The following is a 17,192-nucleotide window of genomic DNA, read 5'->3' as shown; positions in this document are numbered from 1 at the left end:
TTTTATCTCTTATCCTCTGATTATCAACTTCATTTTTAACTGCGAAACATCAGGTCTTTATTATTTGTAAATTATTTATAATTTTGTCTGCAAATCCATAGTTACATAAGAAATTTGCACAAAAGTGCTCCATTTGATCATGCTGAAAACATTAAAAAGTGAAGATTGGGTCTCCACATTTATCGGTGGGGTTATCCTTGTGTTGGTAATCCTCTTACCATCTGTGATGAAGAATCATATGTATATGTCGCTGCTGATAGGTGCATTGGCTTATCTGGGCTATCTGTTTATGGGGAACAAAGATAAAGGAGGTTTTATACTCTCGTTTGTGATTGTCTACGCGCTTGCCTGGTTGGCAGAATATATAGCTGCTCTCAGCCCTATCAAGACGATCGGTCTGGAATCGGTATTTTTTGCCGTACTTATCGGGTTACTTATTCGCAATACGGTCGGCCTGCCGAAATGGCTGGCACCGGCTGTCAAGAGTGAATATTATATCAAGGCAGGGTTAGTAATCCTGGGTAGTTCCATCCTTTTCAACGAGATTATGCGTGCCGGTGCACTGGGTATGGTACAGGGCATCATTGTAGTGTTCTCCGTCTGGTATTTCAGCTTTTGGATATCCACCAGGGCATTCAGGATAGATAAGGAGATGTCGATGCTGTTATCGAGTTCGGTATCTATCTGCGGGGTTTCGGCAGCCATCGCCACGAGTGGTGCAATTAAAGGTGATCCCAAGAAGCTTTCATTTGTGATATCACTTGTACTTATTGTAGCTATTCCCATGATGTATCTCCTGCCCTATCTGGCAAAATGGATGGGATTGAGCGAGGAAGTTGCCGGCGCCTGGTTGGGCGGAACCATCGATACGACAGCCGCCGTGGTTGCTTCCGGAAAATTCATAGGTGAGACAGCCGAACAATACAGCGTCATCATTAAATCGGCGCAGAACGTGTTATTAGGGGTCGCTGCGTTTGCCATTTCCATCTATTGGTCGTACAAGGGTACCAACAGCGAGATCCGTCCCTCAGGCAGTGTGCTCTGGGAACGGTTTCCGAAATTTGTTCTTGGCTTTTTGATCGCTTCGTTGATCTTTAGCTTTGCCTTCGATGCCGAAACCGGTAAAGAGTTGTCGCGGGTGGCAAACAAGGGTGCACGTGGGCTCCTTTTCTCTTTGGCTTTCGTATGTATCGGATTAGAGACCGATTTCCGTTATATCTTCAGGAAAGAAAACGCCAAATATATCTGGTCGTTCCTCACGGCACAAGGTTTTAATATCATACTGACCCTGCTAGTTGCCTGGTTACTGTTCAGTAATTACTGATTATAATTCTTTCGCCAGTTTCAACCAGTGAAAAGCCGCTCTCTCGGTCGAGATATCTGCCCAGGAGTCGATATGGAATTCGAAGCATATCGCCGATGCGGTAGGGAGATTATCGAGGCGTACACCCAGGTCGTTGACCAGTTCCGTCACTCCGGGATTGTGCCCCACATAAAGGCAACGATCCACCTCGTCAGGCAATTTTGAAATTACATTCAGTATCCAGCGGGAAGGGGCGAAATAGAGATTCTGGTCGGTTCTGATCTCTTCCTGCGGATAACCAAGGCTTTGTGCGGCCAGGATGGCAGTATCATGTGCCCGTCTTGCGGATGAAGAGAGGATCAGGTCGGGGACGCCCCATTTTTTTAAAATAAATCCTCCCATGTCGAAGGCGTTTTTATTACCACGATCGGTTAGGACACGATCGTAATCATCTTTGGCCATTGTATCCTGTTCGGCTTTGCCATGACGTAAGATAACAAGTTGCTTCATATAGTTTTAGCTTATTGATAGCGCTATAATATTTTTTTAAGGCACAAAAGTAATTATAATTTTCGAGATATTATATTTTTGTGCATTTCGTCCACATTCTCTACACTATTATCCACATTTATCAAACCTTTATTCTTATTTTTGTGTTCTATCACAAATGTTTTGACTATGACGAAAAAGATCGTAAAGAGAGTCGGCATAATAACTGCAGCTATTCTTTTGTTATTGATCGCCGGATTCCTTTACCGGACATTCTTCCGACCGGTCTATCCGGGGAACGGGAGCATACTGGGTATCCTGATATTTGGACTGCTCATTGGCATTGTAATTGCCTGGCTCCTGTTTCAACTTTGGAATATACGGAAAACCCAATCGGGTACCGTCACCGCCTCTCATACTGTTGTCGAGGGCATAAAACGGGTTTTCAAGATCGTAGTGGCCGAAGGGCAACTCAACGAGATATATAATTATGAAAACACAAAAAAACTGCTGAAGTTCATTCCTTCCACAAAAAAAGCATTGGTCATTGTGCGTGCGCAGGTGTTGATTGGTTATGATATAAATAAATGCGTATGGGAGGTCGATGAAGAACACAAAGAGATCCGGCTACAGGATTTTCCCAAACCGGAAATCCTTTCTGTTGACTGTGATTTCAACTATTATTATTTTGAGGATGATCTGTTCAATGTGATCGGAAGAAAAGACCTGCAACAGATCCAGACCCTGGCGAAAGAACAGGTGAGAAAAGCCGCATTGCAAAGCGGATTGATGAAGATTGCCGCCGATCAGATGAAGTTGCTGCTTGAGGAGGTGACGGCAGTCAACCAATGGGCTATAAAGAATATCGGACTGATTGATGATTACAAGGTACTTCCTGATCCGGAAGAAGAAAAAAAAGAGAGCCCTGGAAAAGAGCTCCCTTTATTAGAGCAAATAAATTTATTCGACAAGGCCGCCAATCAGTTCGATAAGGCTGTCAGGTTTTTTAAATCCTGATGGTTATTCCCAGTCCAGGATCACTTTACCACACTGGCCTTCCTCCATCACATCAAATCCCTTCTGGAAATCATCGATACTGAAACGGTGAGTGATGATGGGGCTCAGATCCAATCCCGAGATGATCATCTGTTCCATCTGGTACCATGTCTCCCACATTTCACGGCCGTAGATCCCTTTCAGGGTAAGCGCCTTGAAGATGATCTCGTTCCAATCCACCATCGTGTTATTGGGCAAAATACCCAACAGTGATATCTTGGAACCGTTGTACATATTGGCTATCATCTCCCGGAATCCGGCAGGTGAACCGGACATTTCCAGTCCCACATCAAAACCGCGCATTCCCAGTTTCTCTACTGCCTGTGCTATTGTTTCTCCTTTTGAGACATTCACCGTAAGCGTAGCTCCCATTTTCCTGGCTATATCCAACCTGTATTCGCTCAGGTCGCTCACCACGATATAGCGGGCGCCGGCAAAACGGCAGATTGCGGTAGCCATGCTGCCTATCAGTCCCGCACCTGTGATCAGCACGTCTTCGGCGATCAACGGAAAAGAGAGAGCGGTATGAGTGGCATTGCCGAACGGATCCATGATAGAGGCAATCTCATCAGGTATCCGGGGATCGAGCTTCACCACGTTGGCGGCCGGCAGGGAGAGGTATTCGGCAAAAGCGCCGTCACGGTTTACCCCCACCCCGATGGTATTCTCACAGACATGCAGTTTACCACGGCGGCAATTGCGGCAGTGTCCGCAGGCAATATGCCCTTCGCCGGTAACACGGTCGCCCACCTTCAGGTTTTGCACGCCGCTGCCTATATCCACGATCTCACCGACATACTCGTGCCCGATGGTCATAGGCGTTTTAATAGTTTTCTGTGACCAGTCGTCCCATTTATAAATGTGGAGGTCGGTCCCACATATGGATGTCTTTTTAATCTTGATAAGTACATCGTTCACACCGATCGACGGAACGGGTACTTCTTCCATCCAAATACCTTTTTCAGGACGTAATTTTACCAATGCTTTCATAATAGAATAAATCACAAATTACTAATTAACAATTACTAATTATTTTATTCAATAACTTTGAGTTTTTTTCCTACTTTGATAAACGCAGCAATTGCCTTGTCGAGATGTGCACGTTCATGGCCGGCAGAGAGTTGTACACGGATGCGCGCCTCGCCTTTCGGCACGACGGGATAGTAGAATCCGGTCACATAGATACCTTCGTCGAGCAACTCTGCCGCAAAATCCTGCGACAGTTTCGCATCGTAGAGCATGACGGCACAGATAGCCGACTGAGTAGGTTTGATATCGAAATTGGCTTCTTTCATCTTAGCCACAAAGTAGTCTACATTCTCATGCAGCTTGTCCTGCAGGTGATTGGATTCCTGCAACATATTGAATGCTTCTACACCTGATGCCGCCACCATAGGGGGGATGGAGTTGGAAAAGAGGTAGGGTCGTGACCGTTGGCGCAGCATATCGATGATCTCCCTGCGGCCGGTAGTAAATCCGCCGATGGCACCTCCAAAGGCTTTGCCTAATGTACCGGTGATTATATCCACATTACCCATCACATTATACAACTCGGTCACACCTTTCCCGGTTTGGCCTACTACACCGGCCGAGTGGCTTTCATCCACCATTACCAATGCATCGTATTTCTCTGCCAGTTCCATAATCTTGTCGAGTGGCGCTACGTTGCCATCCATTGAAAAGACACCGTCGGTAACAATAATGCGGAAGCGTTGTGCCTGTGCCTCTTTCAGCTTTTCTTCCAGATCAGCCATATCGGCGTTGGCATAACGGTAGCGTTGCGCTTTACAAAGGCGCACCCCGTCGATAATGGATGCATGGTTCAACGCATCGGAGATGATGGCATCCTCATTGGTAAAAAGCGGCTCAAACAGGCCTCCGTTTGCATCGAAACAGGCGGCGTAAAGGATCGTATCTTCGGTTTTAAAGAAGCGGCTGATGGTCGCCTCCAGTTCTTTATGATAATCCTGGGTACCACAGATGAAACGTACGGACGACATGCCGTAGCCCCTTTCATCGAGTGCCCGTTTTGCCGCATCGATCAGCCTTGGATGATCGGACAGTCCCAGATAGTTATTGGCACAGAAGTTGAGTACTCGCTGTCCCGTTTGTACTTTTATTTCAGCCTTTTGCGGCGAAATAATGATCCGTTCCTTTTTGTAAAGGCCTGCCTCTTCAATCGACTTCAATTCGTCTTGCAGGTGTTGTTGCATTTTTCCGTACATATCTTTTTCTTTTTTAATTGAGTCAGATTACTCTTCATCGGTAACCTCGTCGAGCAATGACTGGGGTAGTGATTTCTTAGTTTTCACCCCCAGTTCACGTAGTTTTTCGGCCTGTCCGACCAGGTTTCCCCTACCCGACTTTAACTGGCCATAAGCGTTATCATAGCTTTGTTTAGCCCTGTTCAGATGTTTTTCTATGTCAGTAAGTGATTCCACAAAATTGACAAATTTATCATATAACGCAGCTCCGCGCTCGGCAATATCCATTGCGTTGCGGTTCTGGTATTCCCGTTTCCACAGATCCACTATCAACTTTAAAGCAGCGATAAGGTTGGTCGGGCTAATGAACAGTATTTTTTTTTCGTAGGCGTACTGCCACAGGTTTTCATCATATTGTAATGCCAGGCTATATGCCGGTTCATTGGGGATAAACAGCATCACGAAATCGAGGGTATCGGCATAATCCTGATAATTTTTCCGGCTCAGTTCGTCGATATGCTTACGTACGGAGCGAAGGTGTTCATCGATATATCTTTTCTGTTCGACGGGATCGTCTGCACCCACATAATTGGCATATGCGGTAAGTGATACTTTCGAGTCGATAATCACTTTCCGGTTATCAGGATAGGCGATGATCACGTCAGGCCTCATCCTCGCACCATCCTCCCCGGTGAGGGTATTACCGTCTGTATCTTTTAGCGATTCCTGTACAAAGTACTCACGGCCTTTCACTAACCCCGATCTTTCAAGGATGTTCTCCAGGATCATTTCTCCCCAGTCGCCCTGCGTCTTTGAACTACCCTTCAAAGCCTTGGTCAGGTTATTGGCTTCGGTACTGAGCCGGTCGTTCAATTCACGCAGGTTCTTCACCTCCTGTCCAAGTGAGAAACGTTCTTTTGACTCGTTGATATAGACCTCTTCCACTTTTTTGCGGAACGACTCGATATTCTCTCCGAACGGCTTCAGGATAGCATCCAGATTATCCCTGTTGAGATGGGTAAATTTCTCGGATTTCTCGTCTAAGATTTTCGAGGCAATATTCTCGAACTCCAGATTGAACTGTTTCCGTAATTCGACTATTTCTACCTTCTGGTTTTCCAGTTTTTCGAGTAACGATTTGTTTTCTGCCGTGAACTGAGCCAGCGACTTGTTTATTTCATTCCATTCTTCGTTTTTTGTTTTCAGTTCGTGCCTGATCTGTTCTACCTCTTCCTGGTAATTTCGGATAGTCTCCTGCGCAGCATTCAGATTGGCCGACAGCGTGGCACTACCACGTTCTGCCTCCAGTAGTTCTCTCTGTAACCGGCCAATTGTTTCTTCCTGTTCCTTTATGTCATTTTTTAATGATGCCTCGTCTTCCTCCATGCCAGTTATTTTCTCTTTCGACAAGGCTAATTCGGTATTCAAAATGTTGTATCTGCCGGTCAGTGCATCAAATTCACTTTTTGAAACCGATTTCGACCTGTTCAGCAATGAGGCGATAATCCATCCCAGGACTCCCCCCACCAAAAAACCGATTAGAAGGTACAAAATGTTCATAAGATCATTTATTTAGAGCAAAGAGCCCATAATTGATTAACAGATTTAACGATTTACTGATTAGTTGATTTGAAGAATAAAGAAGATCGATCAAATTCGAATATCCCAATCACCTTTCCATTTAACTACCTAATCACATTCATTGGCACATCATCACATCTATTTTATGCTCCTCAACACATGCCCCATTCTCTTTTTCTTGGTTTCCATATAAAAATGGTTGTATTGGTTGGGAGAAATTTCGAGCGGCACATTCTCCACTACTTCCAGTCCGTAGGATTCGAGACCGACACGTTTGGTGGGGTTATTGGTCATCAGGCGCATCTTTCTCACTTCCAGACTGCGTAGGATCTGCGCGCCTACGCCATAATCCCGTTCATCTGCCTGGTAACCGAGGTGAAGGTTGGCATCCACGGTATCGAGCCCCTGCTCCTGAAGCTTATAGGCAGCTGCCTTTGCCATCAGTCCGATCCCGCGCCCTTCCTGATTCAGATAGACCAGCACTCCTTTTCCCTCCTTTTCGATGAGTTGCAGCGCTTTATGGAGTTGTTCACCACATTCACAGCGCATTGAGCCGAAAATATCCCCTGTCATGCATGAAGAGTGTACGCGTACCAGTATCGGTTCTTCGTCGTGCCACTCTCCTTTGATAAGAGCTACATGCTCCTGGCCGGTCGCTTTCTGCAGGAACGGTACCATGGTAAACACGCCATATTCAGTAGGGAGTTGTACCGATTCACCCCTTTCGATCAGTGATTCCGTCCGGAGTCTGTATTTTATCAGGTCGGCTACGGAAACGATCTTCAGATTGAATTTCCGGGACATCTCCATCAGTTCCGGGAGGCGGGCCATAGAGCCATCTTCATTTTTTATCTCTGCCAGGGCGCCGGCCGGATAAAGTCCTGCCAGTCGGGCAAAGTCGATCGTTGCTTCGGTATGTCCTGCACGGCGCAGCACCCCTTTGGTTTGTGCACGTAACGGGAAGATATGCCCCGGACGGCCAAAATCTTCGGGTGCCGTCTCTTTACGGGTCAGCGCCAGGATGGTTTGCGCCCTGTCGTAAGCCGAGATACCGGTAGTGCATCCGTGTGTAAGCAGATCGATAGAGACAGTAAAGGGTGTGGAATGTATCGATGTATTGTGTGAAACCATCATCGGCAAGTCCAGTTCTTCGGCACGCTCTTTTGTAATAGGTGCACAAATGAGTCCCCGCGCATGAGTTTCCAGAAAATTGATCTTTTCGGGAGTGATATGTTCTGCCGCAATAATAAGATCGCCCTCATTTTCACGATCTTCATCATCGACTACTATGATAAAGTTACCTTTCCGAATCTCTTCGATGGCTTCTTCAATAGTATGTAATTGAATTTCTTCTTGCATTTGTATATGGATTGTTTTTATACTAAAGCTATAGTTTCAGGCTCATGAATGCCGTGTAAAATATTTACCATCTCTCCGTTCAACCTTTGAATATTCCTCAGGTCTTTCCTGATTGTCCACTCAAGGGGGATAGAGAGGAATCTGAGAATAATTCCTACAGGGAAAAGGTACATACAGATTTTAGCCGGTATTGAACCGGTATTGAAAATCCTCACTATATTGAATATTACAGGAAACTCTTCCGCCTTTGCCAATACTTCCAGTTTACGGGAATTGGACAGGCTGTTGAGTATTATCTCCAATGAACTTCTGAGAGAACGTAATTCCTTGTTATAATTGGTGTCAGTCCAGTAATCTTTATATGAGAGACGACCATATCTGTCCAGAAACCGGTCGATCTTCTGTGACAAATCAGACAATGATTGCGATATTTTTTCATAATCCGGCTTTTCAATGATCACACTTTTTACCGGATATTTTCTCTTATCACGAATGAAAAAGAGTCTTTTGAAAAGGTTGACGTAGGTATCGGCATTCATGATTACCGAATCATTCACCGCCTTGTAAGTCAGGAAAATCCCTATAGGCAGCAAAACGAACGAGCTGAACCACATACCGAACCAGTGTGCCCACACACCGTCGCGGGTCATTTTATAACCCACATTTTCGACGATATAGTAGATGATAAACAGAATAACCGATATCACGATGGGTGTGCCTAATCCTCCTTTTCTTACAATGGAACCTAACGGAGCTCCGATAAAAAAGAATATCAGACAGGTGAAAGGGATAGTAAATTTGCGGTGCCATTCCACCCAGTGCCGGTTAATAGTACGCTGCGTGGTAGTTTTATTGAGCGACCTGAAGAGAAACTCATTGCTGTTATTATCCGCTTTCATATAGGCACTTTGCAAAATAGCGGATTGCTCGTTCAGTGCTTTTGTCAGCACCAGGGTATCGGGACGAGGCACGTCTACGGGTGCAAGTCGTGCGGCAGCGATCAGGGAGTCTTTCTTCCCTGCAGGGTATCCATTCCTGAAAGAGAGATAGGAATGGTTCTTCATCGTTTTCCTATCCACCCGGTTCACACTATCCAAGATCAGGGACATAGAATCGATGGAGGCGCCCAGTTCCGCTAAGTTCTTGGATACATAATTGCTGGTGGCACTGCCTTCAATCACCTCTTCCCCCATACGGTTGAAGTTGGCATCGTAAGCGATCATCATCGTCTTTGTATCGAAACTTTCCCGTGCATAGGGAACGAAGTCCTCGTTATATCGCGAAGAGGAACCATTGCCCTGTTGAAAGTTCTGAAACTGTTGCCCACTGTACATGGTGAAGATAAGCATCTTCTTATCGTCTGTCGTACTCATCTCAGCCGAATCGCAGATAATCACGGCCATATTATTGAAGCCGCTTGCAATGTCGTAGATCAATACATTATGCAGCATCCCTGTTTTCTGGTCCTTCTTTCCCACATAAAGATTATAGCCGGGAATATCTTTGTAGAAAACTTCTTCAGGTATATCTAATTCGGGTGAGGCCTGCCGGATGGAGATGAGCAGCGAATAAAATTTAGTTTGTATTTTCGGAAGAGCATTATTCTGATAAAAAAAAACTCCGACCGCAATACCCACAATCAGGATGGTAAGCGGCTTCATAGCCGTCAGCAACGGGACGCCGGCCGCTTTTACAGCCAGCAACTCCAGACTCTCACCCATGTTCCCGAACATCATCAGGGAAGCCAGTAGGATCGCCAATGGCAACGCTATATAGACAAGCGTGAGAGCTGCATAGACAAACATTTCACCGAGCACACTTATCTCCAGCCCTTTGCCAACCATATCCTCCACATATTTCCACAGGAATTGCATCAATACCAAAAAGAGGCATATGGCAAAAGTCATCAGAAGAAGCGGGATATAGGTAGTGAGAATATAGCTGTATAGCCGCTTTATGTGGAAAAATCTTCTCATTAAAAAATGGACAAAAAAAATAAGTTCAATTTTATGACAAAGATAATGAAAGCTGAGAGAAATCGTGAGAGTTTACTCTCAAAAGATTTCCGAGGCGCATCCTATTTTTATCCAAAGATAATAAAATCAAACGAATTGTGGTTTTTTGAATAGAACTATTCCGTTAAAGCCAGATGAACGACCCCAAACTTGTCGGGATTTTGTCATGGCAGAGAGTATGGGTGAATCAGATTCCCAATCTCCTTTTCATTTCATCGATTTGGAATTCCCATAGCGCTATGGCATCACCTTTCTCATCCGGCTCGGCAAAATCAGTTATTTCAAGAGTCATAGCACCCGACAGGTCAAGTTTACGTAGTAAAAATTCGAAATAAAGTTCTTCATTTTCCTCATCGAGCCACCTGTATCGGATGCTTGATTGTGGTTTTTTGTGAATAATCCGGGCTTCATTATCCGTTTTTCCCCACATGAATTTGTAGATGGTCTCTGATTCATCCATCGTCACCTCATCAGCAAACCATTCCGAAAGGCCGTCAATCTGACTGATCATACGCCACAAACTACTCTGAGTGGCATTTCCCATAAGGAACTCGATATGAAATTTCTCTTTTGACATCTATTTATTCAAAACAGGCTCACAATATACAATTTTTTTAGGGATTTACACCTATTATTGGACGGTTAATTTTATATTGAATTGCATAGCGTTGAATATGAAGCCGGAAATAGCTTAAAAATAAAACCCCCGGCATCCTGGAACAGTGTTATCTGTCCGGGACACCAGGAGTTCTTTATCAGGTCGAAAGTTATTGTACGGGAATATACTCGACGAATGCCTCTATGGCTTCGTAGGAGGCCAATCCCAACTTCCAGTACATGTCAGCCGTTGCCCTGTTACGCTCTTCCGAACGTTGCCAGAACAATCTCTCATCATCTCCCAGGAAAGGCGCACTCTCCATTTGTGACTGATGTTTGAGGATAGCGTTCCTTTTCTGTCGAAGTTCTTCAGGAGAGAGTGGTACTGCCATTTCTATATGGTCTATCTCCCACTCCATCCATGCACCACGATACATCCAGACCCGACAATCTTTATACCAGTCGTCATCTTTCATCAGGTCGACTGCAGCCAGGATTGCATCGAGGCATACCTTGTGCGTTCCGTGCGGATCGGCCAGGTCGCCCGCCACATAGATCTGGTGCGGTTTGATGGTCTCAATAAAATCTTTTACGATATTGACATCTCTTTCCGATATGGGATTCTTCTTGATTTTACCGGTTTCGTAGAAGGGCAGATCAAGGAAATGTACATTCTCTTCCGGAAGACCTACGTATCTGTCGGCCGAACGGGCCTCTTCACGGCGGATTCTGCCTTTAATGAAAAGGATATCGGGAGTATCGACATCATCTTTCGATTTTTCATGTAAAAGGTAATGACGAATACTTTCATATTTTTCCAGCAATCCTGTGTTTTCGGGATTGAATTTCTTGCGCATGCTGTTCAGCACGGAAATATAGCGGATCACCTCTTCGTCGCCCACGGCAATATTTCCGGAGGTCTGGTAAGCCACATGCACCTCATGTCCCTGATTGACAAGTCTCTGAAATGTACCTCCCATAGAGATCACATCGTCGTCGGGATGCGGACTGAAAATAATTACCCTTTTGGGATAGGGCTTTGCCCTTTCGGGACGATAAGTATCATCGGCGTCGGGTTTTCCTCCCGGCCAGCCGGTAATAGTATGCTGCAGGTCATTGAATATTTTGATATTCACGTTGTATGCAGATCCATAGAGTGTAATCAGTTCACTCAATCCGTTATCGCTGTAATCTTTATTTGTCAGTTTAAGGATAGGTTTGTTTACCACCCCGCAAAGCCAGACAATAGCCCGACGGATCAATTTGCTGGTCCATTCGCAATTGGTCACTAACCAGGGGCGGCTGATACGTGTCAATTCAGAAGCGGCTGCCAGGTCTACAAAGACTTTGGATTCAGGGTGTGTCTGCAACAGAGACCCGGGTACCAGGTCGGTTACCGCTCCTTCTACGATATCCTTGATACTCTGTGCCTTTTGCTCACTCCAGGCTACCAGCGAAATCTTTTTTGCATCCATCATATCGGACATTCCCATAGTGATAGCGCTTACCGGTACTTTGTCGAGCGACCCGAAGTTACGGGCAATGTCTTTTCTGGAGTCACCGTCAAGCATCACCAGACGGGTTTCCGAGTGAAGGCTGCTACCAGGCATGTTGAATCCTACATTCCCTTTACTGCCTAATCCCAACAGCAAATAATCAAGTCCACCCATTTTCTTCAGGCTTTGCTCAAACGCCTCGCAATTTTCGGCGATCAGATCTTTCTCAACGGTGGCATTCGGAGAAAAAATATTCTCTGGTGCAATATCCACCTGGTCGAGGAAGATCTCCTTTAACATCTGCAGGTTGCTATAGGTAAAATCGAGTACCGGATAAAATTCATATGTGTTAAAAGCGATCACATTACTGAAACTGACACCTTCCTCCTTATGGTATCTTACCAACTCCTCATAAACCGGCAGAGGGGAGTTTCCCCCGCTAATTCCCAGCACAAAGGGTTTACCTTCCTGCTGTTTTACTTTCATCTCGTTGACGATATCTTTCGCAATTTTTTTTGCCGCTCTCCCCGATTCTTCAAAAATGGCTACCGGCAGTTTCTCGAAACGCGACAGATTATATTCCTCGAAATCGTTTTCCGGCCTGTAATACTTTTTGGGAACCCTTTCAAAAGTAATGTGTGAACTCAGATCTAATCTCATATCTCTATACGATTTAAAAAAAGATAACTATATACTTATTCTGTTATAACACCCGGCAAAGGGACAAGTTTTCTGTTTCAGGATTTCATTTCCTGTTTTTCAGATCCCAGTAGCCGGTTGTTCCCTCTTCTTATCCAATTTACGTGTAATATGTCCGTAAAATACAAGGGCTATGGCTGAAATGGCTCCGATCCCCACAAACACATACCAGATATAGTGGGCGTTTTGCGTAGCTGCAGCGTAAGCCACTGCATCGAGGACGCCGGCTTCATTGGTGAACAGCCGTGGATCGGGACAGTATTTGTCCAGGAGGAATCCCGACAACCCGAAAGCCAGCAAGAAGGAGAAGAATGAATGTAGGTGGCTGAATCCCAGATAGAGTCCTTCTTCACCCTTGGGTGCCTGAAGGGAGAAATATTCCAGGTAACGGGGTGAAATAAAACATTCTGCCAACGCCTGCATGGCGATCCCCACAATCATCATGAATGCTACGGGATGCATGCCCAGAATATTGGCTGCTCCCACTTGCGTACCAAAGGACATCACCAATGCGGATAGTGGAATAATAAACATTCCTATCATCATAGAGGTGATGGCGTTCCGTTTTTTCATGATTGAGGTGACGAAATTCACACATACAAAAACCACTAAGGGGTTTACGTTGGCATACCATCCGGGGGATGCTCCCTCTCCGATCAACCGGATCACATATTTAGGCATGGTGGCATACATCTGGCTCTGTATAACCCAGAAACCACTCACAATCAATATCAGTAACATCAAACGGCCGTTCAGCATCACTTTTCCCAACGACCGGCCCAGCTCTGCAAAACTTTTCCCTTTTCCTTCGGTCTTTGCCGATTTATAGAAGAAATAAACGGCAATCAGGGCAAGGAGTGTCATGGCTGCCGAAAAGTAATTCAGGTAAACCAATCCCTGGTCGCCCATGCTCCTTCTCAGCGGATCGACTACCGTCTTTCCGGTGAAGGCTCCGATGTTCACCATCATATAAAATATGGAATAACCACGAGCCCGGTTTTCCGGTGTGGTTTCGCGCGCTACCGTACCGGATATCACCGATTTGATGAATGACCCTCCAATAACGACCAGTATCAGCGGAGCAATGATAGACCATCTCAGATAACTCTCATTCAACCCTGTGTAAGTGGTAGTCATCTCATAGCTTACCAAGCCTGCACTTTCAAGCATCGTAGGCAGGATTCCCAGCCCGGCATACCCAACTGTCAGCAGTGCAAAAGCCAGAATGATGGCCGAACGGAACCCGATCTTATCAGAAATGGCACCGGCAAACACTGGCAGTAAATAAAGCATGGCCGAAAACAAACCGGCGATAACTCCCGCTTCAATATCGGAAAAGCCCCATACATTAGACAAATAAAGTGTAATGACAATAAAAACGGCATAATATGCCAGACGCTCGAGAAGTTCTACAAAATTGGCAACCCAGAAGGGCTTGGAGAATTTAACCATCAGAGATTGTTTAATTGTTAAAAAAAATCAGAATAAATTTAGAAACTGTTTAAATTTTATTGCTAAACTGTTTTGAATCTATTTTGGGATAGATTTTTTATTTTTTCTTGCGGATTTAGCGGGCTAAATCAAAAGGAAAAAGTGAAAAAGATGCTCAAAAGAGACCAAAACAGTAGCAAAGAAAAACAAACAGTACAATTATAAAAATATTTCGGTAAAATTTAAACAGTTTCTTAATATCGTCGACAAAGATAAAAAAAAATTTGAATATTGAAGGGACTGTCAAGCTTGTTTTTACTCAAGATCGACTACCGTAATACCGGTACCTCCGAACTGCACGTGTTCATCCTGAAAACGTGCTACCCCATGTACACTACCCAGATATTCCCTGATAACCTGCCGCAGCGCTCCTGTACCTGTACCGTGAAGAATTCGTATCCGGGACACTCCCAACTGAATGGCATCATCCACGAAGTACATCACTGCCTGCAGCGCTTCGTCGCCACGCATACCCCGCACATCGATATCCTGCTTGAAATTGAGTTTTCGTTCATGCAACAAGTCGCGTGTATTGGAGGCTTTCTTCTCTTTTTTTATCTGATTGGCACTTACCCGTTCCAATTTACTGAGATCGACTGTGGATTTGATCATCCCGAAAGCCACGACCGCTTTCTTTCCGGAGATCTCCATAATCTCACCCGGTGAGCTTTGGCCTATCAACCGTACCGTGTCACCGGCTGCAAGAGGTTGGGCTGCTTTCAAACCGTTATCATTACCTGCCGTCTGCTTCTGTTTCTGCTTTTTTCGCTTTTTTATTTCCGGCATGTCGACCGGTTCTATTTTCTCTTTGAATTCCCGGAGCGATTGCCGTATCTGTTTGGTTTTTTCCTTATCAGCTCCTGCCTCCCGGATCTCACGGATTGTATTTTCAATACGGGCGTTGCTTTCGGCCAACAACTGTTCCGCCTGCTCACGAGCCTGCGCCAGTATTTCCTTTTTCTGCTTGTTGATCGTTTCCAGATCAGCCTCATATTTTGAAGTAATCTCTTCCAACCGTTTCCGTTCGCGGCGTATCTCGTCCCGTTTCCGTTCCCAGTATCGCTTGTCGCGTGATATATCCTGCAGGTATTTATCCATATCGATATAATCCTTCCCTACGATCTCTGATGCATGGGTAATTACATCTTCCGGAATACCTGTCTTGCGGGCGATCTCCACGGCAAATGAACTTCCTGGATTACCAATAGCGAGACGAAAGAGCGGCTGCATCTCATGTCGGTCATAAAGCATGGCACCGTTCACTACCCCTTTATTCTCGTTGGCGAAATGTTTCAGGTTCTGATAATGGGTGGTGATCACGCCGAACGACTGCCGACGGTTGAACCTGTCCAATAGCGCTTCGGCAATGGCTGCCCCTATCCGGGGTTCGGTACCGCTCCCGAACTCATCGATCAATAACAGCGATTTACCATTACAATGCTTCTCAAAGAATTTCATATTCAGCAGGTGAGAGCTGTAGGTCGACAGATCGTTCTCAATGGATTGTTCGTCACCGATATCAATAAAGATATCATCGAACACTCCTACCCTGGAGTTCTCTTTCAACGGGATCAACAGTCCACATTGCACCATATATTGTAAAAGCCCCACCGTTTTCAGGCAAACAGATTTACCACCGGCATTGGGACCGGAGATCACCAGGAGCCTGTTATCACCTTCCAGGATAATATCGAGCGGGACGATCTTCCGGTTCTGCTTCTTTAGAGACAGGTAAAGCAATGGATGCACTGCTTCCACCCAATCGATTTGCGGAGTGTTGTCGATAGAAGGCTTGATACCTCCTATCAGCGTTGCGAAAGCTGCTTTTGCCTGGATAAAATCGATTTTTGCCAGAAATTCGTATGACTCCAGCAGATCGGACAGAAAAGGCCTCAGGTAATTAGTGAAGTCTGTCAGTATTTTGATGATCTCCCGCCGTTCATCGGCCTCCAACTCACGAATCCGGTTGTTGGCTTCCACTACTTCCGACGGTTCGATAAAGACCGTTTTACCCGAAGCCGACTCATCGTGCACTATACCTTTGATCTTTCGCTTGTGGGAAGGGTTCACCGGAATCACCAACCGTCCGTCGCGCATACTCGGCGACACATCCTTATCCACATACCCTTCGGCCTGAGCCTTTCGCAGGATGGCATTCAGGCTTTTAGAGATACCGTTCATGGTAGAGGTTAATTCGCGCCGAATTTCCGATAGGCGTGGCGACGCATGGTCTTTTACCTGTCCGAAACCATCCAGTATAGAATCTATCCTCCTGGTAATTTCCGGAAAGGTCAGGACCTCACCTGCCAATGCAAGCAAATATGGATATTTGGGTGTTTTCTCTTCATCACGCCGCAGAAATGCTACGATCCCGTTGATGGTCTGCAGTGATCGGCGCAATTCAAACAAGGCATTCTGGTCGATCCACGCCCCTTCCACCCGGATGCGCCTCAGCACGGGACGCATATCATAAAAGTGATCGGCAGGAAATGAATCCTCCTCCTCCCTGATACGGACAAACTCTTCGGTCTGGAAAAGAAGAGGCTCTATTTCATTATAAGAAGCAGAGAAATGCATCTTCTCCACCTTTTCTTTTCCAAGAGGACTCAGACACCGTTCCAAAAGAAGTTGGCGTACTTTCTGAAATTCTATTTTCTGTTCGAAATTATCGGGATAGATCATTATCTGTCAGTGTAAAATACCTTTGAGGCTGCAAAATTACAATTTTAAACCGATATTTACCATTTTAGACAGATACAACCGGTTATATTAATTCAGAGGCCGATGATGATCCTTCCGGAGGATCGCTTTGACTGTTTTTTAATTTTCCTGTATGTTTTTCGATTTTGGTGTTGCAGAATTCAAAAAGTTGTACTACTTTTGCACCTCGAATTCCGGAGGG

Annotated in this window: 12 protein-coding genes; 2 read left to right on the top strand and 10 right to left on the bottom strand. The window is 45.4% G+C overall.

The annotated features are described in order from the left end of the window. Window positions 1–139 precede the first annotated feature (139 nt). Complete coding sequence (locus U2P89_RS05720; protein WP_322190874.1) at window positions 140–1,324, top strand: YeiH family protein; 1,185 nt, start codon at window positions 140–142, stop codon at window positions 1,322–1,324. On the opposite strand, the gene U2P89_RS05715 is transcribed toward U2P89_RS05720, so the two are convergent. Continuing rightward, the gene (locus tag U2P89_RS05715) at window positions 1,325–1,813 is read right to left on the bottom strand and encodes a SixA phosphatase family protein (protein ID WP_322190873.1); all 489 of its coding nucleotides are present in this window, start codon (window positions 1,811–1,813) and stop codon (window positions 1,325–1,327) included. A 168-nt stretch (window positions 1,814–1,981) separates the two neighbouring features. Here U2P89_RS05715 and U2P89_RS05710 point away from each other — a divergent pair, with 168 nt between their 5' ends. After that, on the top strand, window positions 1,982–2,809 hold the full coding sequence (locus U2P89_RS05710) for a DUF4230 domain-containing protein (RefSeq protein WP_322190872.1): 828 nt from the start codon (window positions 1,982–1,984) through the stop codon (window positions 2,807–2,809). A gap of 3 nt (window positions 2,810–2,812) precedes the next feature. Here the strand turns inward: U2P89_RS05710 and tdh are convergent, their stop codons facing one another. The 9 genes from tdh to U2P89_RS05665 all read right to left on the bottom strand — a co-directional run bounded on the left by tdh (window position 2,813) and on the right by U2P89_RS05665 (window position 16,972). Beyond that, a complete protein-coding gene (gene tdh, locus U2P89_RS05705) occupies window positions 2,813–3,838 on the bottom strand; it encodes an L-threonine 3-dehydrogenase (RefSeq protein ID WP_416188618.1) in 1,026 nt (341 codons plus the stop codon). 44 nt (window positions 3,839–3,882) lie between these two features. Further along, the gene (gene kbl / locus U2P89_RS05700; RefSeq protein ID WP_322190870.1) at window positions 3,883–5,073 is read right to left on the bottom strand and encodes a glycine C-acetyltransferase; all 1,191 of its coding nucleotides are present in this window, start codon (window positions 5,071–5,073) and stop codon (window positions 3,883–3,885) included. 27 nt (window positions 5,074–5,100) lie between these two features. Further along, window positions 5,101–6,612, bottom strand: a complete 1,512-nt coding sequence (rmuC, locus tag U2P89_RS05695) for a DNA recombination protein RmuC (RefSeq protein WP_322190869.1) — start codon at window positions 6,610–6,612, stop codon at window positions 5,101–5,103. 159 nt (window positions 6,613–6,771) lie between these two features. After that, window positions 6,772–7,992: a bifunctional 3,4-dihydroxy-2-butanone-4-phosphate synthase/GTP cyclohydrolase II gene (locus U2P89_RS05690; protein ID WP_092024710.1), complete on the bottom strand. Its 1,221-nt coding sequence runs from the start codon at window positions 7,990–7,992 to the stop codon at window positions 6,772–6,774. 17 nt (window positions 7,993–8,009) lie between these two features. Then, window positions 8,010–9,968, bottom strand: coding sequence for an LptF/LptG family permease (locus U2P89_RS05685; protein WP_092024712.1), 1,959 nt, complete (start codon window positions 9,966–9,968; stop codon window positions 8,010–8,012). Between the two features lie 226 nt (window positions 9,969–10,194). Further along, a complete protein-coding gene (locus U2P89_RS05680; protein ID WP_092024714.1) occupies window positions 10,195–10,584 on the bottom strand; it encodes an START-like domain-containing protein in 390 nt (129 codons plus the stop codon). Between the two features lie 190 nt (window positions 10,585–10,774). Then, on the bottom strand, window positions 10,775–12,760 hold the full coding sequence (locus U2P89_RS05675; protein ID WP_092024716.1) for a glucosamine-6-phosphate deaminase: 1,986 nt from the start codon (window positions 12,758–12,760) through the stop codon (window positions 10,775–10,777). Window positions 12,761–12,859: 99 nt separating this feature from the next. Beyond that, window positions 12,860–14,251 (bottom strand): MFS transporter, encoded by a 1,392-nt coding sequence (locus tag U2P89_RS05670; protein ID WP_092024718.1) that lies wholly within the window; start codon window positions 14,249–14,251, stop codon window positions 12,860–12,862. 294 nt (window positions 14,252–14,545) lie between these two features. After that, on the bottom strand, window positions 14,546–16,972 hold the full coding sequence (locus U2P89_RS05665) for an endonuclease MutS2 (protein WP_091905122.1): 2,427 nt from the start codon (window positions 16,970–16,972) through the stop codon (window positions 14,546–14,548). Window positions 16,973–17,192: the final 220 nt, after the last annotated feature.

The sequence above is a fragment of the Proteiniphilum sp. genome (assembly GCF_034331125.1).
Lineage (GTDB): Bacteria > Bacteroidota > Bacteroidia > Bacteroidales > Dysgonomonadaceae > Proteiniphilum > Proteiniphilum saccharofermentans.
This window is presented reverse-complemented; position numbering and strand designations above follow the sequence as displayed.